The following is a 19,075-nucleotide window of genomic DNA, read 5'->3' as shown; positions in this document are numbered from 1 at the left end:
CCCGACATGACCGAGACCCTGGTTCCCAAAGCCGAGGCCGCGCAGAACACGCCCTCCAAGCGGCTGTTCATCAAGACCTACGGCTGTCAGATGAACGTCTATGACAGCGAGCGCATGGCCGATGTGCTGCGACCGCTGGGCTATGCCGTGACGGAGGAGGTCGAGGCGGCCGACTTCGTCATCCTGAACACCTGCCACATCCGCGAGAAGGCGGCCGAGAAGATCTATTCCGAGCTCGGCAAGATCCGCGAACTGCGCGACCTCAAGCGCCAGACGGGCGGCGACATGACCATCGCCGTCGCCGGCTGCGTCGCCCAGGCCGAGGGCGAGGAGATCATCAAACGCCAGCCGGCGGTCGACATCGTCGTCGGCCCCCAGGCCTATCATCAGCTGCCCGAGCTTCTGACCCGCACGGCGCGGGCCCGAGGTGAACGGATCGGCGCCGACTTCGCGCCTGACGACAAGTTCGACGCCCTGCCTGCCGCCCGTTTCACCGAGGGGCCGACCGCCTTCCTGACGGTGCAGGAAGGCTGCGACAAGTTCTGCACCTTCTGCGTGGTGCCCTATACGCGGGGCGCAGAATGGTCGCGGCCCCTGGCCTCGGTGCTGGAAGAGGCGCGACAGCTGGCCGGTCGCGGCGTGCGCGAGGTCACCCTGCTGGGCCAGAACGTCAACGCCTATGACGGCGAGCGGCCGGATGGGCGCAAGTCCAGCCTGGCCGAACTGGCCTACGCCCTGGCCGAGATCCCCGGCCTGGACCGGATCCGCTATACGACCAGCCATCCCAACGACATGTCGGACGACCTGATCGCCGCCCACGGCGATCTGGACGCCCTGATGCCCTATCTCCACCTGCCGGTCCAGGCGGGGTCGGACCGCATCCTGCGGCTGATGAACCGCAAGCACGGCCGCCAGACCTACCTCGATCTGATCGCCCGCATCCGCGAAGCCCGGCCGGACATGGCCCTCTCGGGCGACTTCATCGTCGGCTTCCCCGGAGAGACGGATCGCGAGTTCGAGGAGACGCTCGATCTGGTGCGCCAGGTCCGATACGCCTCGGCCTTCGCCTTCATGTATTCGCCCCGGCCCGGCACGCCGGCCGCCGGCATGGGCCGACAGATCGAGCCCGAGGTCGCCAAGGAACGGCTGCACCGGCTGATTGACCTAGTGACGGAACAGCAGACGGCCTTCAACCAGGCCCAGGCGGGCCGGACCCTGAATGTCCTGTTCGACCGCAAGGGCCGCCATCCCGATCGCCGCCAGGCCATCGGTCGCTCGCCCTATCTCCAGTCGGTCCATGTCGACGACGCGGATCATCTGATCGGCCAGATCGTTCCGGTCGAAATCATTTCCGGTCAGCAGAACAGTCTGACGGGCCGGCTTGTCGCCCCAGGGGCGGCGGAAAAGGAAAAGGCGGCCTAGTGGCGAGAGATTCCGAGTTCGTTCCGCTGAACGACGCCGAGCTGCGCGCTGTGATCGGACCGAACAGTCGTCACGTCGCCCTGATCGAGGACGCCTTCAAGGTTCTGGTCGAGGCGCCCGGCGGCGGGGTCTCCGTCAACGGGGGCACGCGCGATCGGGCCGACGCCCGCCGCGTGATCGAGGATCTGGCCAAGCGCGCCGCCCTGGGGGCCGAGGTCACAGAGGCCGATGTACGCGCCGCCCTGGGTCAGGCGCGCGGCGGCAAGGGCGCGCCGGGCCTGGCGGCCGCGGGCGTCTCCCTGCCGGGCGGCAAGCGCGGCGCCATCGTGCCCAAGACCAAGGCCCAGGCCGCCTATGTCGACATGCTGGGCCGCTGCGAGCTCAGCTTCGGGGTCGGTCCGGCCGGCACGGGCAAGACTTTCTTAGCCGCCGCCTACGGCGCCTCCCTGCTGCGGCGCGGCCAGGTGGACCGGCTGGTCATCACCCGCCCGGCGGTCGAGGCGGGCGAGAAGCTGGGCTTCCTTCCGGGCGACCTGAACGAAAAGGTCGATCCCTATCTGGCCCCGATCTGGGAGGCGCTGAACGACATTCTCGGCGCCGAGGACGTGCAGCGCCGTCGCGACAAGGGCGAGATCGAGGCCGCCCCCATCGCCTTCATGCGCGGCCGAACCCTCAGCCACGCCTTCGTCATCGTCGACGAGGCCCAGAACACCTCGCGTCTGCAGATGAAGATGGTCCTGACGCGTCTCGGCGAGGGGGCGCGGATGGTGGTGACGGGCGATCCGTCCCAGATCGACCTGCTGAACCCCCGCGATTCCGGCCTGGCCCATGCCCTGCGGATTCTGGACGGGGTCCAGGGCGTCGGCATCCTGCGGTTCGCAGCCGAGGACGTGGTGCGCCACGCCATGGTCGAGCGGATCGTGCGCGCCTATGACGCCGACGCCGCCCGGTCCCGACCGACCCCGGACCTTGAAGACGCCGAATGATCGACATCGAAATCGAGGCCGAGGCCTGGAGCGCCGCCCTGCCTGACGCGGAAGCCGTGGCGGAACGGGCCGCAGCGGCGGCCCTGGGCGCCGTGGCGGGCGACGTCGTCGTCCTGCTGACCGACGACGAGGCGGTGCGGGAACTGAACGCCCGGTTCCGAGACAAGGACAAGCCGACCAATGTCCTGTCCTTTCCTGCGCCCGAGAACGCCGCGCCGCATCTGGGCGACATCGTCCTGGCCTATGGCGTCTGCGCGACCGAGGCGGAAGTTCAGGGCAAGAGCCTGTCGGACCATCTGAGCCATCTGGTCGTCCATGGGGTGCTGCATCTGTTGGGCCGCGACCACGAGGATGAGGCCGAGGCCGAGGCGATGGAGGCCGAGGAGCGCGAGATCCTGGCCGAACTGGGCGTCGCCGACCCCTATGCCGCCGATGTCTCTGTAGATGGGCAGGACTGACCCCATGTTTCCTGACGCCGCGCTCGACCGTTTCGCCGCCCGCGTTCGCGCCCTTCCCGAGAAACGTCGCGCCTGGACCTGGCGTCTGATCCGCATCGGTCTGGCCATGTCGGCCGGGGCGGGGACGGCCCTGGCCCATCCGCCGTTCGGGGTGCTGGTCGGCCTCCTGGGCTATCCGCTGCTGATGATCCTGTCGGAGCGATCGGACGCCCCGCGCGGCGCCTTCTGGATGGGGTGGCTGGCGGGCTTCGCCTATTTCTTCATCGGCTGCTGGTGGGTGGCGGAGGCCTTCTTCGTCAATCCGGAACAGGCCTGGATGGCGCCCTTCGCCGCCAGCCTGCTGCCGGCGGGCTTGGGGCTCTTCTGGGGCGTCGCCTGCGCCCTCTATCGCCGGTTCGCACCCATAGGCGTCGTTCGGGTTCTGTTGTTCGCCACCCTGTTCTGCGCCGCCGAATGGCTGCGCGGCCATGTGCTGACCGGCTTTCCCTGGAACCCGGCTGGCGCGACCTGGCGGGCGGGCGGGGGCATGTCCCAGTTCGCCTCGGTGGTCGGGGTCTATGGATTGAGTCTGATCACAGTGGCCTCGACCGCCGCCCTGGCGCCCTTGATCGGACCCGGCGCGGCGCGCGGCCGCCTGATCTCGGCAGGGTCGGGCCTTCTGGTTCTGGCCGCCGTCGGCCTCTTCGGCGCCGTGCGGCTGGCCCAGGCCGAGTTGCGGGTCACCGACACCGTGGTTCGCCTGGTCCAGGCCGACGTTAAACAGGAAACCAAGTGGTCGCCCGAGGCCTATCGCTCCATCGTCGATCGCTACGTCGCCCTGACGGGACAGCCGGCCGCCCGAACGCCCGACGTGGTGGTCTGGCCCGAGGGCGCCCTGCCGGCCTCGGCCAATGACGTCTTCGCCTCGGCGGATGCGGCCGCCATCGCCGGCGCCGTGCGGCCGGGGCAAACCTTGATGATGGGGCTGGCGCGGGGCGAACCTGATCCAACGGCCCCAGAGGGCGCCCGCTATTACAACAGCCTGTTCGCCCTGGTGGACGAAGCCGGGCCGGGCCTGCGGATCGCCGCCGTCTATGACAAGCATCGGCTGGTGCCGTTCGGCGAATATCTGCCGCTGGGTTCGATCATGACGGCCGTCGGGCTTCGCAGCCTGGTTCACATGCCGAGCGATTTCTCCGCCGGGCCCATTCCTGCGCCCATCCGCGTTCCGGGCGTTCCGCCGGTCCAGCCGCTGATCTGTTATGAAAGCCTTTATCCCGGCTTCACGCCCGGCGCGGACGGGCGTCCCGACTGGATCGTCAACGCCTCGAACGACGCCTGGTTCGGCGCGACCTCCGGGCCGCGCCAGCATTTGAACCTGGCCAGCTATCGCGCCATCGAGACCGGCCTGCCCATCGCGCGAGCCACGCCGACGGGAATCTCGGCCATGATCGATCCCTGGGGCCGGATCGTTCAGAATCAAAGGCTTGATCCCGGCGTCGCCGGGGTGATCGATGCGCCCTTGCCGCGCCCGACGGCGGTGACCCCCTACGGCCGATGGGGCGACGCGTTCTTTTTCGCGGGTCTTCTGGCCGCCTTGGCGATTTCCCTTTTCGCCGGCCGCCGTCCCGGCTTGTGGCCGTTGACCTCTCCCACTAGGCTTCGCCTTAGGGGCTGACAGCGGGACGAGGGCAATCGGGATGGCGCGCGAAAAACTCGAGGAGCCCCATCCCGTCGATATCCACGTCGGCCGCCGCGTTCAGGAGAAGCGTCTGGGCCTGGGTTTGACCCAAAGCGCCCTGGCGCGCGCCTTGGGCGTCAGTTTCCAGCAGGTTCAGAAGTACGAGAAGGGCACGAACCGCGTCTCGGCCTCGAAACTGTTCGAAATGGCCGACTTCATGAAGGTGGAGATTCCCTACTTCTTTTCGGGCTTTCGCGTGGCCCAGGCCGGCGTGGGCGAGGAGGAGGCGCCCGCCTTCGACCACGAGCCCCGGATGACCAAACACAGTGTCGAGATCGCCCGTCTGGCGCCGCATCTGCCCCTGCGAAATCAGAAGCTGATCCTGGACATGATCCGCGAGATGCTGGGAGACGCCGCCGAAAAGCCGAGCTGAAGGCGGTCAGCCGACGGCCGTGATCTCCACCGTCCGGCCCGCCACCACCACCTCGTCGCCGATGCGCCGGCCCAGAACGGCGCGGGCCAGCGGCGACACATGGCTGACCGAACCCTTCGCGGGATCGGCCTCGTCCTCGCCGACGATGCGCCAGGTCTGGGATCGCCCGTCGTCGCGCTCAATGCGGACCGGACCGCCGAAACGAACGCGCCCGTCGGCCTCGCCCGGCTCCACCAGCTGGGCCGACGCCCTGCGGGCCGACCAGTAGCGCAGATCGCGGGTGGCGCGCGCCATGGCGGTCCGATCGGTTTCGATCGACCCCTTGATCTGGGCGGCGGCGTAGGCGGCGCGCGCCGAGGCCAGTTCGGCCTCGATTTGGGCCAGGCCTTCGGCCGTGACCAGATTGGGGTGGGGCGAGATCGGCCGGTCCGCCAAGTCGGCGGCGGTGGCTTCCAGATCTTCTTCTCGGGTGAAGGCGACGCTCATCGGCCGAACATAACCATCCCGCCCCCTATAGCCAGCGTCGCGGCGAGCGGGCAAAGCGGGGCGATGACCCAATCCGACCGTCAAGCCGAGCCCGCGATCCATGTGATCGGCGCCGGACCGGCCGGCCTGACGGCCGCCGAACGCCTGGCCCAGGCGGGATTGAAGGTCGTGGTGCATGAACAGACGCCGTCTCCGGCGCGAAAACTGCTGATGGCGGGGCGCGGCGGTCTGAACCTGACCCATTCGGAGCCGATGGAGCGTTTTCTGGGCCGGTACGGCCCGGCGGCTGAAACAGCGAGGGCTTGGATCGCCGACTTCGGGCCGGATGATCTGATCGCCTGGGTCGAGGGCCTGGGCCAGCCGACCTTCGTCGGCTCCAGCGGGCGCGTCTTCCCGCGCGCCATGAAGGCCTCGCCCCTGCTCCGCGCCTGGCTGGCGCGTCTGGAAGGGCTGGGCGTCGAAATCCGCACCCGGTCGCGCTGGATCGGCTGGTCGGGGGCGGATCTAGTGTTCGAAACGCCTGACGGCGAGCGGCGAGAGCGGCCTGACGCCGTCGTCCTGGCCCTGGGCGGCGCCAGCTGGCCGCGCCTGGGGTCGGACGGCGACTGGAAGCCGTGGCTGGAGGCCGAGGGCGTGGCCGTCGCCCCCTTCCGCCCCGCCAATGTCGGCTTTGACGTGGATTGGTCCGCCGCCTTTCGCGCGCGGTTCGCCGGGCGGCCTCTGAAGCCTGTCTCGGTCCGCCTGAAGGATCGGACGGTCCCGGGCGAGGTCATGCTCACGCGCTATGGACTGGAAGGCGGGGCGATCTACGCCCTGTCCGCGGCCCTGCGTGAGGCGATCGAGGCCGACGGTCAGGTCGAAATCCACCTTGATCTGAAGCCCGGCCTGACGGTCGAACAGCTGGCGGAGCGCCTGGCGCGGCCGCGGGCCAAGGCCAGTGTGGCCACCCATCTGCGCAAGACGGCGAAACTGGACCCTCTGGCCGTCGCCCTCCTGCGCGAGACCGGCCCCCTGCCGGCCGATCCTCTCAGCCTGGCGCAGCGCATCAAGGCCGCGCCCTTGCGGTTGACGGGGTTCCAAGGGCTGGAGCGGGCCATCTCCACGGCGGGCGGGGTGGCGCTGGAGGCGGTGGACGCCCGCTCGATGTTGATCGCCAGGCCGGGCGTCTTCGTCGCGGGCGAGATGCTGGACTGGGAGGCGCCGACCGGCGGCTATCTGCTTCAGGCCAGTTTCGCCTCAGGCGTCGCGGCCGCGCGCGGCCTGCTCGACTGGTTGGCGTCGAAGGGCTGAGAGACGGCTCCGGCTCAGTCGGCCGTCTCGACGGCTTGCGGCCGATCCAACTGGAGTTCCGGCGGGGCGGCGGTGGTGGCCGCGCCCAGCGGCAGATGAAGGATGAAGGCGGCGCCCTTTCCGGGTTCGCTTTCCACCTCGGCCCAGCCGCCGTGCAGTTCGACCAGGGCCTTGACCAGGGCCAGGCCGACGCCCGGTCCGCCCCGCTCGCGCCGGACGAAGCGATCGAACACATGGGCCTGCAGATGATAGGGGATGCCGCGGCCGGTGTCGGAAACGGTCAGCCGTACCTCCGACGCGCCGGCCTCGGCCGTCAGGGTGACGGCCCCGCCTTCGGAAACGGCGCGGGCGGCGTTTTCCAGCAGATGATCCAGGGCCTGGCCGATCCGGTGCTCGTCGGCCCGAATGGGGCTGAGATCGGCGGCGCAGGCGACGGTCAGGACGGCGCCGCGCCCCTCGACCTTGGGCCGGACCTTTTCGGCCGCCTCGTTCAGCAGGTCGCAGACCCGGACGTCGCCCAGCGACAGCTCCATCTCGCCGGCGTCGATCTGGGCCATGTCCAGAACGTCGTCGATCGAGCGGGCCAGCTGGACGGCGGCGACGCGGATGGCGCCCGCATGCTGGCGGCTGCGCTCGGGCAGATCGCCCATCGTCTCCAGAAGTTCGGAATAGCCGACGATCGTCGTCAAAGGCGTGCGGAGTTCATAGGAGACATTGCCCACGAACTCGCGCTTCAAGGCCTGGCTTTCCGCCAGGGCCTGTTCGCGCTGAACCAGGGCCTGTTCCAGGCCCCGACGGGCCGTCACGTCGGAAAAGGCGACCAGGGTGGCGCCGTCCGGCAGGGGGCGGGTCTGCCAGGCGGCGATGCGGCCGTCGATCGTGCGCCCCTCGCCCGAGATGGCGATGCGGCTTTCGGGGTCCGGATCGGCGACGCGGGCCTTCAATCCCAGCCACAGGGCCGGATCGGGCAGGACGGCCTTGCACAGTTCGGCCAGGGCGTCGAAGTCGATCGAGGCGGCGATCCGATCGCTGGGCAGACGCCAGAAGCTTTCGAAGGCTTCATTGTGCAGCCGCAGCCGTCCGTCCGAGCCGAAGACGGCGACGGCGTCGTTCAGCTTGTCGAGCGTCGCCCTCTGCACCTGGATCTGGGCGTTGAACCGGCTGCGCAGATTCAGTTCGTCGGTGATGTCCGAGAAGATCAGCAATATGCCGCCCAGCGGATGGGGCTGGCGCACGACCCGGAGCGTCCGCCCGTCGGGCAGGGACCAGCTGTCGTCCGGCGCGGCCTGGGACGCGCCGTAGAATTCCAGTTCGCGGGCCTTCCATCCGGCGTAGTCCACGACCTCCGGCAGGCGGCGGCGCTGGCGCAGCCGGTCCAGCAGCTCGGCATGGGTCGGCCGTTCGTCCAGCCAGGCGGGGTCCAGGTCGAACAGGGTCTGGAAGGCGGTGTTGTGAAAGGCCAGGCGTTTGGAGGGGCCGAAGATGGCGACCGCATCGGCGAGGTGGTTCAGCGTCTCGTCGTGGGCGTCGACGTGGCGGCGCAGGGTGTCGCGGGTCTCTTCGGCCTCCGTCACCTCGATGGCGAAGGCGGTCACGGCGCCGCCGGCCGCCGGTTCGGCGATGATCCGCCAGGCCCGGCGATGGCCGCCGCCGGTCGTCCAGCGGAACCCTTCCTGACGCAGCCCCAGCCGGCCCGCCTCGGCGATCAGGGCGTCGGCCCCGCGGTCGAACGACAGGCCCTTGTCCAGCGCCTCATCCACCGTCTGGGCACCGATCTCGGTCAGCCAGGCGCGGTTGGCCCAGGCCAGTCGTCCGGCGCCGTCCACGATCCAGGTCGGAATCGGCGAGGCGTCGCCCAGCAGAGACAGGCCGCTCTCGGTCGCATCGGCTCCGGTCAGGACCACGCGCGACGCCGGCGACAGGCGCAGCCAGGCCACCCCGCCGGCGACCCGGCCTTCGACGCGCCAAGGCTCGACGTCGCCGAGATCGATCAAGCTCTCGAACGCCTTTCCGGCCTCGACCAGGGCGTCGATCGAAACCGCATGGCTCAACCTCAGCCGCGTCAGTATGGCCTCGCCCGCCTCGCCTTGATCCATGCCCGACCCCGCGGCGGCGTCCGAGGCGGTCAGTCGGGCGATCAGTTCGGCGGGGCCGATGGGCGCGCCGCTCGCCTCGCCTTCGGCCGTCAAGGCCAGGCTGACGTCGTCGAAGGCGCGCAACATGCTGTCGTGGCGGCTCAGATCGGCCTGGGCGGCGTCACGGTCCCGCTCGGCGGCGGCGGCGGCGGCGCTCAGACGCGCGCGCAGCCGCAAGGCCCAGGCGCTGACACCCAAGGCCAGTCCGGCTGCGCCTGCAGTGGCGACATAGGCGATGTCGGCCTCGGCCATTCTTGTCCTTGGGTCCCGCGCCCTGATTCGCCTTTACCATACCTCAATGCAGCACGAAAAAGTCAGACCCTCCGATCGCGTCATCGCGCCCCGTTGCGCGCCCCGCCGACCGGGGCGATAGCGGACGGATGACAGAGCCCGCTCCCGACCTTTTCGCCCCCTCTCTGGACGATTTCGCGCGTCTGGCCGGTCAGGCCTTCGACGCCCTGCCGGCCGAATTCAGGGCGGCGGCGGGGGAGGTGGTGTTCCGCATCGACGACTTCGCCGACGAACAGACCCTGGCCGAGATGGAGATCGAAGACCCCTTCGAACTGACCGGCCTCTATTACGGCGTGGACATCGGGCGGCGCGACAGTCTGGGGCCGGCGCCGGAGCCTTCGCGGATCTTCCTGTATCGCCGCCCCATACTGGACGAATGGTGCGAGCGCGGCGACGTGGGCCTGGCCGAACTGATCGCCCATGTTCTGATCCACGAGATCGGCCATCATTTCGGCCTGTCCGACGACGACATCCACGCCATCGAGGACGCCGCCGACTGAATCGTCAGGAGGCGGCGGGGTAGGGGGTGGTCACGGCGCCGGAGATCATGCCGGGGATGGCTTCGCCCAGGCCCAGCAGGATGAACTGGATGGCCAGGGCGCACAGGATCAGGCCCAGCACCTTGACGATGATGGCCATGCCGACTTCGCCCAGCACCCGGCTCAGATAGCCGGTGAGGGCGAAACAGATGCAGGAGACGACGCAGGCGGCGGCGATGGCGACGACCGAGCCCGCCATGCCGGCGTAACCCAGTTGAGCGGCCTCGCCCGCATTGATGATCACGGCCGAGATGGCGCCCGGACCGATCATCAGCGGGATGGCGAAGGGCACGACCAGACGCTGGAACCGCCGGCGGGCGTAGCCGCGCACATCCTTGCTGTCGCTCAAGGCGTCCTTGTCGGCGAACATCGCCAGAAAGTCCCCGCGCGCCATGTCCAGCCCCAGGAACAGCAGCAAAATGCCCCCGGCGATGCGGAAGGCCGCCAGGGAAATGCCGAAGAACTGCAGCAGGCCCAGGCCCGTGAACAGGAAGAAGCTGAGGAACAGCATGGCGAACAGGCAGATCAGGGCCGAGACCGAGATCCGCTGACGCAGGGTGGCCCCGGCGGTCGCGGCGGCGAAGATCGGCAGATTGCCGATCGGGTCCAACAGGGCGAACAGGGTCACGAACAGGTTGACACCCAGATCGACCGCGTTCATCGCCTCGCCTCGCTCTTGAAATTCAACACGCCGGCCGCGCCGACGCACCTTCAGCGTCCCGGCATAGCCGCTCAGCGCGAGTCCGTCGATGACCCAGGTCCAAACCGTCGCCCCCAATCGCGGTCCCGACGAACGGATCATCTGCGCCCTGGACGTGCCGACGGTCGCAGAGGCCGCCGCCCTGGTCGGGCGGGTTCAGGATGCGGCGGGCTTCTACAAGATCGGACTGCAGCTGTTCGCCGTCGGCGGCATGGAGCTGGCGCGCGACCTGAAGGCCGAGGGCCGCAAGGTGTTTCTGGACTGGAAGCTGCACGACATCGGCGCGACGGTCGAAAAGGCGGCGGCGAATCTGGCGGCCTCGGGTTGCGACCTCCTGACCGTCCACGCCCGGCCCCAGGTCATGGCGGCGGCGGCGCGGGGCGTGGCCGGATCAGGGCTCAAGGTTTTGGGCGTGACCGTTCTGACCAGCCTGACGGCCGAGGATCTGGCGGCGGACGACCACAGTCTGTCGCCGGCCGAACTGGTGGAGCTGCGTGTGCGGCAGGCGCTTGAGGCGGGGATCGACGGGGTGGTCTCCAGCCCGCAGGAGGCGGCCCGGGTGCGCGAGATCGCACAGGCCGCCGGCCGGCCCGACTTTCTGATCGTGACGCCCGGCGTTCGGCCTGCGGGGTCGGCCCTGGACGATCAGGCCCGCGCCGCCACGCCCGAGGCTGCGCTTCAGGCCGGCGCCACCCATCTGGTGATCGGCCGGCCGATCACGGCGGCGGCCGACCCCCGCGCCGCCGCCCTGGCCGTCGCCGAAAGCATCGCCCTGATCTGATCAGCCGCGCTCGCCCGGTTCCTGGGCGTAGTACTGGCGGGGCGGGGCTTGCGGCGGAACATTGCCGGGCGGCGGCAGGTCGCCGTAATAGTCCGTCGGCGGCGGAGGGGGAGGCGGCGGCAGGGGTTCAGGCTCCCCGTAGATCGGCGGGTATTCGACATAGGGCGTCGGCGCCGGAACGGACCCTTCCTCCCTATAATAGCCGCCCGCCTCATAGGCCCGCTCTTCATAGGCGCGCTCTTCGTAGACGTGCGCCTCATAGGCGTCTCGGCGGCTCAGGTCGCGCCGATCCTCGTAGCGCATCTCGCGGTCGTGACCGGGATACGGCGGGCGGCAGCCGCAGTCGATCGGCGGCTGAGGCCGATAGGGGCGCCAGCCGATATAGTCGCGACCGAAGCCATAGACCGGATAGCCGACAGGGGCGCTGACGGGCGCAGGCCCCACGAAGACCACCGCCGGGGCGGACGCATAGCTCCCGCCGACGGCGCCGCCCTCGGCATAGCCGCCCCCGACATAAACGACCCCGCCCCCGCCTCCGCCGTGACGGCTGAAGCTGGACGACTGGGAATAGGCGCGGGCGTTGATCGCCGAATAGGCCGAAGCCCCGGCGTAGGCCGAGGCGTTGGCCCCCGCATTCGCATTCACGTTCACATTGACGTTGCTGTTGTGGCCGCCGCCGTAATGACCGCCGCCGGGGTGTCCGCCCTGATGCCCGCCGCCGCAGCCTCCACAGCCGCCGCCGTGAGCGCCGGAAGGACCGCCCGCCAGAGCGGGTGCGGCGGAAAGCAGGAGGACCGCAGACGCGGCGGCGATGATGGGCTGTGTCATTGCGGGACAGACTCCTTGACCTAAGTCTTGTCTCGGCAATTGTCGCGCCGTCGTCGCCCGTCAGAAATCGACGGCCAGGCCCTTTTTCTCCCAATCGCCGTAGCGGGTCGGTTCAGGCCCCGTCGGACCGCCGTATTCGGTTTCGGCCGCCGCGCCCTCCTCGGCCATGCGGCGTTCGGCCGCCTCCAGCAGGGCGCGGCGGGCGACCGTGCTCAGCGGTCTTTCGGGCGTGGCGTGGGGGACGTCCTGGTTGAAGGCGGGGGTTTCCCCATCCTCCGCCGCAGCTTCGGCCGGATCGGGGGTGGGATGTTCGGTCACAGGTCGGCTCCCTTGAGGACGGCGGCTCATGGCCTCAAATAGTCGATCAAAGCCGCGACGCCACAAAAAGCCGCCGACGGTCCCGGAACGACGATGAACCATCTGAAGACCTTCATTCTTCTGGCCGCCCTCACCGCCCTTTTCGCGGGGCTCGGCTATCTGATCGGCGGCGCGACCGGCATGGCGATCGCCCTGGTCTTCGCCGGCGGCATGAATCTGTTCAGCTATTGGAACGCCGACAAGATCGTCATGAAGATGTACCGGGCCCAGCCGGTCGATGAGCAGCATCCCAATGCGGTGGTCCGCAACTATGTCGCCGACGTGCGCCAGATGGCGCGCGACGCCGGCCTGCCCCAGCCCCAGGTCGCCATCATCCCCAGCGACCAGCCCAACGCCTTCGCCACCGGCCGGAACCCTGAACGCGCCGCCGTCTGCGCCACCACCGGTCTTCTGGACATGCTGACCCGCGACGAGGTGCGCGGCGTGATGGCGCACGAGCTGGCCCATGTGAAGAACCGCGACACCCTGATCATGACGGTGACGGCCACCATCGCCGGGGCCATCGCCGCCCTGGCCAATTTCGCCCTGTTCTTCCAGGGCGGCGACGACCGCGAGCGCCAGGAAAGCGGTTCGGGCGGCCTTATCGGAACCCTGGCCCTGATGATCCTGGCGCCCATGGCGGCCGGCCTGGTGCAGATGGCGATCTCGCGCAGCCGCGAATATGAGGCCGATCGCGTCGGGGCGGAGATCGCCAATGACCCTCACGCCCTGGCCTCCGCCCTGCAGAAGATCGAGGCCTACGCCAAGCGGATCCACAATCCGACGGCCGAGCGCAATCCCGCCTCCGGACAGCTGTTCATCATCAACCCCCTGGCCGGGCGCGGGGCGGACAGTCTGTTCTCGACCCACCCGGCGACCGGAAATCGCGTTCGGGCTCTGGTGGAGCTGGGCGCGAAGATGGGGATGCGGCCGCGCCAGGCGGCGCCCGCGTCCGCCCCGGCGGTTCCGCTCTCGGCGGTCCCCGCGACGCATCGGCGCCTGACGACTGGCGTGCCCGCCACGCCGGCCGAACCGCGCGGTCCCTGGGGTTGAGCGTCGCGCCGGGCCTTTTGGATTTGCACTTCAGTCGAGGATTCCGTCAGATAGCAGATTGAAGCGAGAGCATGATTCACGCTTCTGTCGGAACCGCGAAGCGGTTCCGTCCGAAACGATCATGCTCTAAGCCAATCAGGGGGTCCTATGTCGCGTCTGCTCGCCTTCGTTTCCGCCGCCGCTCTTCTGGCCACGCCGGTCGCGGCCCAGTCCGTCAACCGGACCACCGTCAACGGCATCATCGACCAGGGGCTGAACCACAGCCAGGTGATGCAGACGGCCGCCTATCTGACGGATCGGATCGGCGGGCGAATGACCAATTCGCCGCAGATGCGGGAGGCGGAACGCTGGACCCAACAGCAGTTCCGCGACTGGGGCCTGTCGAACGTCCGGGCCGAAGGGTTCGAGTTCGGGCGGGGCTGGTCCATCGTCCGCTCCAGCGCCCGCATGACGGCCCCGCGGCCGCTGGACCTGAGGGCCATTCCGGTGGCCTGGACGCCTTCGACCAACGGGGTGATCAGCGGCGGCGTCATCGTGGCGCCGATCTCCAAGGTCGAGGATTTCGACAAATGGCGGGGCAAGCTGTCGGGCAAGATCGTCATGCTGTCCCAGCCCGGCACGGGGTCCGAACCGACCGAGCCGGCCTTCAAACGCTGGACCAGCGCCGAGCTGGCCGAGCGCAACACCTATGTCCAACCCCAGTATTCGCCCGCTGCGATCGAGCGTCAGCTGAAGACGGCCGATTTCGCGGCGCGGCTCGACGCCTTCCTGGTCGAACAGGGCGCCCTGGCCTGGGTGAGGATTTCCCAGCGGGACGGCGGCCTGCTGCACGGCACGGGCTATACCTATCAGGTCGGCGCGACGCCCAAGCTGGCGGGCATGGAGCTGGCGGCTGAGGACTATCGTCGTCTGGCCCGACTGGCCCTGACCGATACGCCGCCCACGCTGGAACTGATGAGCGAGGTCCAGTTCCATGACGAGGACGTCAACGCCTACAACATCCTGGCCGACATCCCCGGCAGCGGGGGAACCAGCGAATACGTCATGGCGGGCGCCCATCTGGACAGCTGGGTCGCTTCGGACGGAGCGGTGGACAACGCCGCCGGCAGCGCAGTGGTCATGGAGGCCGCACGCATCCTTAAGACCCTGAACGTGAGGCCCAAACGCACCATCCGTTTCGCCCTATGGAGCGGCGAGGAACAGGGCATCCTGGGCTCTTTGGCCTATGTCGACAGGCATCTGGCCACTCGCGCGCCCTCGAACGATCCAGCGTTGGCGAACCTGCCGAACAACCGAACCTGGCGCAGCCGCTGGCCGATCGAGCCGCGCGAAGGCTATCGGGATCTGGTCGCCTATTTCAACCTGGACAACGGCTCGGGCAAGATTCGGGGCATCAACGCCGAGGGCAATGTGGCCGCAGTCCCGATCTTCCAGGAATGGCTTGCGCCCTTCGCCAGCATGGGGGCGACCACCGTGTCCCTGCGCCCTTCGGGCGGCACCGACCACGTCTATATGCAGACGGTCGGCGTGCCGGGGTATCAGTTCATTCAGGATCCGCTCGACTATTCCAGCCGCCTGCACCACACCAGTATCGACAGCTATGACCACCTGAAGCCGGAGGACATGCGTCAGGCGGCGATTATCCTGGCCAGCTTCCTGCTGAACGCGGCCAACCGCGACGAGCCCCTGCCGCGCATGCCCCTGCCGACCGAGCCGACGCCGACCGATCCCTTCGAATATCCGGCGGACTGAAGTTGGACTCCCTCTCCCGGCGGGAGAGGGCTTGAGCACACGGCGGCGGAGCCGTCGTCTTTGTGCGATCCGAAGGGCGGCGCGAAGCAGCCGAAGGGTGAGGGTTCGGTGGGTGCGACTTGGCGCACCGCCTGTCCCTCATCCGTCCGCTTCGCGGCCACCTTCTCCCAAAGGGAGAAGGAAGTTTCAGGTCACCCCCGCTCCACGCACATCGCCACGCCCATTCCCCCGCCGATGCACAGGGTGGCGAGGCCCTTCTTCGCGCCGGACCGCTTCATCTCGAACAGAAGCGTGGTCAGGATGCGCGCGCCCGAGGCGCCGATGGGGTGGCCGATGGCGATGGCGCCGCCGTTGACGTTGACCTTGGCCGGGTCGAGGCCCAGCTCCTTGACCACGCACAGGCTCTGGGCGGCGAAGGCCTCGTTGGATTCGATCAGGTCCAAATCCGCGACCGTCCAACCCGCCTTTTCCAGCGCCTTCTTCGAGGCGGGGATCGGCCCCGTGCCCATGATCGACGGATCGACCCCGGCGGTGGCGGAGGCGGCGATGCGGGCCAGGGGCTCAAGCCCCCGCGCCTTCGCCTCTTCGGCGCTCATCAGCACCAGGGCGGCGGCGCCGTCGTTCAAGCCCGAGGCGTTGGCGGCGGTGACGCTGCCGTCCTTGGCGAAGGCGGGCCGCAGCTTCTGCATCAGCTCCAGGGTGGCGCCGTGGCGGATGTATTCGTCCTGGTCCACGACCACGTCGCCCTTCTTGCCGGGGATGACCACCGGGGCGATCTCCTCGGCGAATCTGCCGGCCTTCTGCGCCGCCTCGGCCTTGTGCTGGCTGGCCAGGGCGAACTCGTCCTGGGCCTCGCGGGTGATGCCCCATTTGTCGGCGATGTTCTCGGCGGTCTGGCCCATGTGATAGCCGTTGAAGGCGTCCCACAGCCCGTCCTTGATCATGGTGTCGATCAGGGCGACGTCGCCCATCTTGTGGCCCGTGCGCAGCTGCTGGGCGTGGGGCGCCTGGCTCATGCTCTCCTGTCCGCCGGCGACCACGATCCCGGCGTCGCCCAGGGCGATCTGCTGGGCGGCGACGGCGACGGCCCGCAGGCCCGAACCGCAGATCTGGTTCAGGCTCCAGGCCGGGGCGGACTGGCGCACGCCGGCGCCGACCGCCGCCTGACGCGCCGGGCCCTGGCCGGCCGCAGCCTGAAGCACATGGCCCAGGATCACCTCGTCCACCTCATCACCCGCGACCCCGGCCCGCTCCAGCGCCGCCTTGATGGCGATCTCGCCCAACTTGGAGGCGGGCAAGGACGACAGGGCGCCGAGGAACGACCCGACGGGGGTGCGGGCGGCGGAGACGATGACGACCTCGGTCATGGGATTTCACTCTCTGCGGAATTATCGAGTGGCTCTTTTGCCGCATATGGGCGGCTTCGTCACCTAGCGGACGAAACACCGCGCCGGATTCAGTCCTTCGTCATCCTGACGGCGCATTCTGTCGGAACGATAGGGACGATCTTGGATTTGATTGGCCATGCTGGGAACGCTGAAACGCCTTGTCACCCATGTCTGCACGCCGGACGAGCTGGACATGATCGAGCACTATCAGACCCGGGCCGAAAGGCTGGCGGACCTCTGGGTCCATGCGGTGGGTCTGATGCTGGCGGCCGTCGGCGGCGTCGTTCTGGCGGGCTTGGCAGGGGTCTATACGGGGGTCGGAGGCGTTCTGGCCACGGCCATCTACGCCCTGTGCCTGATCGGCATGCTGACCGCCTCGACCCTGTATAACTGGACCAACCCGTGCGCGGCCCGTCCGGTGCTTCGCCGCCTGGATGAGGCGGCCATCTTCCTGATGATCGCCGGCAGCTACACCCCCTTCACCACCCAGAGGTTCGAAGGTCTCTGGTCGATCGGCTTCACCGCCCTGATCTGGACCCTGGCCTTCGTGGGCGCCGGGGTGAAGCTGTTCGCGCCGCGCATATCCGACCGGTTCTGGAGCGCGGTCTATGTCGTTTTCGGCTGGCTGGCCGTCGCAGCTCTGAAGCCAATGGTGGAGACGGTCCACCCCGTCGCCCTGGCCCTGCTGGTTCTGGGCGGGCTGATCTATACGGCCGGGGTGCTGGTCTTCATCAGCCCGAAGGTGCCGTTCCGCCGCGCCATCTGGCACGGTTTCGTCGTCACCGGGGCGACGGTGCATTGGACGGCCGTCCTGGTCGGGGTCGTACTGGCCCCGGCGATGAGCCACTGAGGCCTTGCGGCGCGCTTGGGATCAGCCTCTAGCGCTTCGCGCCGCAACGGACGATAGTGGCGCGTTGCAAAATCGCGAGAACAAGCGTGGCTGACGAAAACATCAAGGGCGGAAAGACCGGCGAAGGCGATCAGGTCGTCATCAAGAAGTATGCGAACCGGCGTCTCTACAATACGCGCAGCAGCACCTATGTGACCTTGGACGACCTTGCCGCCATGGTGCGCGAGGGGACCGAGTTCGTCGTCTATGACGCCAAGACCAACGACGACCTGACGCGCCAGATCCTGACGCAGATCATCTTCGAAGAGGAAAGCCGGGGCGAGGCCCTGCTGCCGGTCCAGTTCCTGCGTCAGCTGATCGGCTTCTACGGCGGCTCGATGCAGGGCGTTCTGCCCTCCTATCTGGAAATGTCCCTGACCAACTTCAGCCGTCAGCAGGAGCAGTTCGCCAGTCAGATGAGCCGGGCCTTCGGCGCCGGCGCCGGCGCGACCCTGATCGAGGAGGCGGCCAAGACCAATATGGCCGTGTTCGAACGGGCGATGCAGATGTTCCCCGGCTTCGGCTATGGCCGAAGCGAGACGGCCGCCCCGCCGGCGGCGGAAACCAAGGCGGCCGCAGACAGCGACGCCCTGGAGGAGATGCGCCGCCAGATGGACGAAATGCGCGCCCAGATCGACCGTCTCGCCGAGTCCAAGCCGAAATGACCGATCGGATCCAGGCGGTCAGCGGACCTGAGCGCGTGGATCGCCGCGAAGGTGAAAGGCGCGAGCGCGAACGGCGCGCTCAGCAGGCGGCGGCCAAGGCCCTGGTCCCGGCGCCGCTGACCGAGGCTGAGGCCGAGGCTGCAACGGGGTCCTCGGCAAGACCTGCCGTCCATACGGCCGGCGAACCCGGCGCGGCGGCCTTTGTGGCCCAGCAGATGGGCCAGAAGGGGCAAAGGCGCGGCCTGAAGGGCGGTCCTCCGGTTCTGAACGCCGCGCGCGCCGCCTATTTGGGGGCTGAGTATTCGGGCGAGGCCGAGCGACGGCCGCCGGTCGGGCGCGCGTCCAAGACCGACGTCTGATCGGGCGTTAGGCGTCGGGCGGCACGGAACTTGCTGAAGGCGTATCGAAACGCCTCCGCCAGGACACACCATGCCCGCCGCCCTCAGCCTCGCCGCCAAGGTCTTCGACGTCGCCGTCGTGGCGCTGATCTTCACCGCCTTTTCCTAAATCGTCTTTTCGCCGCCCCGCGCACCGGCCGTCAGTTGGCTAGGTCGAAATCCTTGCGCGACGCGATGATGGTCACGATGAAGCCGGCCAGCACGTCCAGCAGGATCATCACCACGATCAGAAAGAAGGTCGAGGTGGCGAAGCCGCGGATCAGCAGGAATTCGACCAGGACGATGATGAACAGGACCATCGACAGGGCGTGATTGACGATGGCCACCCTCTGGCTCGACGTCGATTTCACCAGTTCGAAGAACAGCAGGATCAGGCCGACGAACAGGATCAGGTCGCCCGAGCCCACATTCCACTGGGCCCCTGACGCCATGGGAATGGAGAACAGCGGATCACGCAGCAGGGCGTCGGCCTGGCTCATGCCGCCGTTTCCGTCTGCGCCGAACAGCACGACGATATTGTAGAGGACCACCGGGATCAGCAGCAGGGGTATGGCGATCAGCATG

General features: G+C 68.6%; 20 protein-coding genes. 13 read left to right on the top strand and 7 right to left on the bottom strand.

Annotation, left to right across the window (positions count from 1 at the left end):
- The first annotated feature begins 6 nt into the window (after positions 1 to 6).
- The 5 genes from miaB (at position 7) to JL11_RS03235 (ending at position 4,959) form a co-directional block, all read left to right on the top strand.
- A complete protein-coding gene (gene miaB / locus JL11_RS03255; RefSeq protein ID WP_054764391.1) occupies positions 7 to 1,422 on the top strand; it encodes a tRNA (N6-isopentenyl adenosine(37)-C2)-methylthiotransferase MiaB in 1,416 nt (471 codons plus the stop codon).
- Positions 1,422 to 2,408, top strand: a complete 987-nt coding sequence (locus tag JL11_RS03250) for a PhoH family protein (RefSeq protein ID WP_054764390.1) — start codon at positions 1,422 to 1,424, stop codon at positions 2,406 to 2,408. Before miaB ends, JL11_RS03250 begins: the two co-directional genes overlap by 1 nt.
- Positions 2,405 to 2,866: an rRNA maturation RNase YbeY gene (gene ybeY / locus JL11_RS03245; protein ID WP_054764389.1), complete on the top strand. Its 462-nt coding sequence runs from the start codon at positions 2,405 to 2,407 to the stop codon at positions 2,864 to 2,866. The genes JL11_RS03250 and ybeY overlap by 4 nt, the downstream gene beginning before the upstream one ends.
- A 106-nt stretch (positions 2,867 to 2,972) precedes the next feature.
- A complete protein-coding gene (lnt, locus tag JL11_RS03240) occupies positions 2,973 to 4,523 on the top strand; it encodes an apolipoprotein N-acyltransferase (RefSeq protein WP_054766784.1) in 1,551 nt (516 codons plus the stop codon).
- Between the two features lie 22 nt (positions 4,524 to 4,545).
- A complete protein-coding gene (locus JL11_RS03235; RefSeq protein WP_007390016.1) occupies positions 4,546 to 4,959 on the top strand; it encodes a helix-turn-helix domain-containing protein in 414 nt (137 codons plus the stop codon).
- Positions 4,960 to 4,965: 6 nt separating this feature from the next.
- Here JL11_RS03235 and greA read toward each other — a convergent pair whose 3' ends face one another.
- Complete coding sequence (gene greA, locus JL11_RS03230) at positions 4,966 to 5,445, bottom strand: transcription elongation factor GreA (protein ID WP_054764388.1); 480 nt, start codon at positions 5,443 to 5,445, stop codon at positions 4,966 to 4,968.
- 63 nt (positions 5,446 to 5,508) lie between these two features.
- Between greA and JL11_RS03225 the strand changes: the two genes are divergently transcribed.
- The gene (locus JL11_RS03225) at positions 5,509 to 6,735 is read left to right on the top strand and encodes an NAD(P)/FAD-dependent oxidoreductase (RefSeq protein WP_054764387.1); all 1,227 of its coding nucleotides are present in this window, start codon (positions 5,509 to 5,511) and stop codon (positions 6,733 to 6,735) included.
- 14 nt (positions 6,736 to 6,749) lie between these two features.
- On the opposite strand, the gene JL11_RS03220 is transcribed toward JL11_RS03225, so the two are convergent.
- Positions 6,750 to 9,122 carry a sensor histidine kinase gene (locus JL11_RS03220; protein WP_054764386.1) on the bottom strand — a complete coding sequence of 791 codons (2,373 nt, stop codon included), beginning with the start codon at positions 9,120 to 9,122 and terminating at the stop codon, positions 6,750 to 6,752.
- A gap of 128 nt (positions 9,123 to 9,250) precedes the next feature.
- Here JL11_RS03220 and JL11_RS03215 point away from each other — a divergent pair, with 128 nt between their 5' ends.
- Positions 9,251 to 9,661 (top strand): metallopeptidase family protein, encoded by a 411-nt coding sequence (locus tag JL11_RS03215; protein WP_054764385.1) that lies wholly within the window; start codon positions 9,251 to 9,253, stop codon positions 9,659 to 9,661.
- A 4-nt stretch (positions 9,662 to 9,665) separates the two neighbouring features.
- Here the strand turns inward: JL11_RS03215 and JL11_RS03210 are convergent, their stop codons facing one another.
- On the bottom strand, positions 9,666 to 10,361 hold the full coding sequence (locus JL11_RS03210; RefSeq protein ID WP_054766783.1) for a MarC family protein: 696 nt from the start codon (positions 10,359 to 10,361) through the stop codon (positions 9,666 to 9,668).
- 88 nt (positions 10,362 to 10,449) lie between these two features.
- Here JL11_RS03210 and pyrF point away from each other — a divergent pair, with 88 nt between their 5' ends.
- On the top strand, positions 10,450 to 11,181 hold the full coding sequence (gene pyrF, locus JL11_RS03205) for an orotidine-5'-phosphate decarboxylase (RefSeq protein WP_054764384.1): 732 nt from the start codon (positions 10,450 to 10,452) through the stop codon (positions 11,179 to 11,181).
- On the opposite strand, the gene JL11_RS03200 is transcribed toward pyrF, so the two are convergent.
- Together JL11_RS03200 and JL11_RS03195 are read right to left on the bottom strand one after the other, a co-directional pair.
- Positions 11,182 to 12,009: a hypothetical protein gene (locus JL11_RS03200; RefSeq protein WP_054764383.1), complete on the bottom strand. Its 828-nt coding sequence runs from the start codon at positions 12,007 to 12,009 to the stop codon at positions 11,182 to 11,184.
- Between the two features lie 60 nt (positions 12,010 to 12,069).
- Entirely contained in the window at positions 12,070 to 12,327 is a 258-nt protein-coding gene (locus JL11_RS03195) for a DUF1674 domain-containing protein (RefSeq protein ID WP_054764382.1), read from the bottom strand.
- Positions 12,328 to 12,420: 93 nt separating this feature from the next.
- On the opposite strand from JL11_RS03195, the gene htpX reads away from it, so the two are divergent.
- Complete coding sequence (gene htpX / locus JL11_RS03190; RefSeq protein ID WP_054764381.1) at positions 12,421 to 13,419, top strand: zinc metalloprotease HtpX; 999 nt, start codon at positions 12,421 to 12,423, stop codon at positions 13,417 to 13,419.
- A 147-nt stretch (positions 13,420 to 13,566) separates the two neighbouring features.
- On the top strand, positions 13,567 to 15,171 hold the full coding sequence (locus JL11_RS03185; RefSeq protein ID WP_054764380.1) for a M20/M25/M40 family metallo-hydrolase: 1,605 nt from the start codon (positions 13,567 to 13,569) through the stop codon (positions 15,169 to 15,171).
- 191 nt (positions 15,172 to 15,362) lie between these two features.
- On the opposite strand, the gene JL11_RS03180 is transcribed toward JL11_RS03185, so the two are convergent.
- The gene (locus tag JL11_RS03180) at positions 15,363 to 16,538 is read right to left on the bottom strand and encodes an acetyl-CoA C-acetyltransferase (protein WP_054764379.1); all 1,176 of its coding nucleotides are present in this window, start codon (positions 16,536 to 16,538) and stop codon (positions 15,363 to 15,365) included.
- A gap of 157 nt (positions 16,539 to 16,695) precedes the next feature.
- Here JL11_RS03180 and trhA point away from each other — a divergent pair, with 157 nt between their 5' ends.
- From trhA to JL11_RS03165, 3 genes are all read left to right on the top strand, one after another.
- On the top strand, positions 16,696 to 17,409 hold the full coding sequence (trhA, locus tag JL11_RS03175; protein ID WP_054764378.1) for a PAQR family membrane homeostasis protein TrhA: 714 nt from the start codon (positions 16,696 to 16,698) through the stop codon (positions 17,407 to 17,409).
- A gap of 86 nt (positions 17,410 to 17,495) precedes the next feature.
- Entirely contained in the window at positions 17,496 to 18,113 is a 618-nt protein-coding gene (phaR, locus tag JL11_RS03170; protein WP_054764377.1) for a polyhydroxyalkanoate synthesis repressor PhaR, read from the top strand.
- Positions 18,110 to 18,472, top strand: a complete 363-nt coding sequence (locus JL11_RS03165) for a hypothetical protein (protein WP_054764376.1) — start codon at positions 18,110 to 18,112, stop codon at positions 18,470 to 18,472. Before phaR ends, JL11_RS03165 begins: the two co-directional genes overlap by 4 nt.
- Positions 18,473 to 18,651: 179 nt before the next feature.
- Here the strand turns inward: JL11_RS03165 and JL11_RS03160 are convergent, their stop codons facing one another.
- Positions 18,652 to 19,074 (bottom strand): hypothetical protein, encoded by a 423-nt coding sequence (locus JL11_RS03160; RefSeq protein WP_054764375.1) that lies wholly within the window; start codon positions 19,072 to 19,074, stop codon positions 18,652 to 18,654.
- Between the last annotated feature and the right edge of the window lies 1 nt (position 19,075).

Origin of the sequence: Brevundimonas sp. DS20, assembly GCF_001310255.1 — a bacterium.
Classification (GTDB): domain Bacteria; phylum Pseudomonadota; class Alphaproteobacteria; order Caulobacterales; family Caulobacteraceae; genus Brevundimonas; species Brevundimonas aurantiaca.
This window is presented reverse-complemented; position numbering and strand designations above follow the sequence as displayed.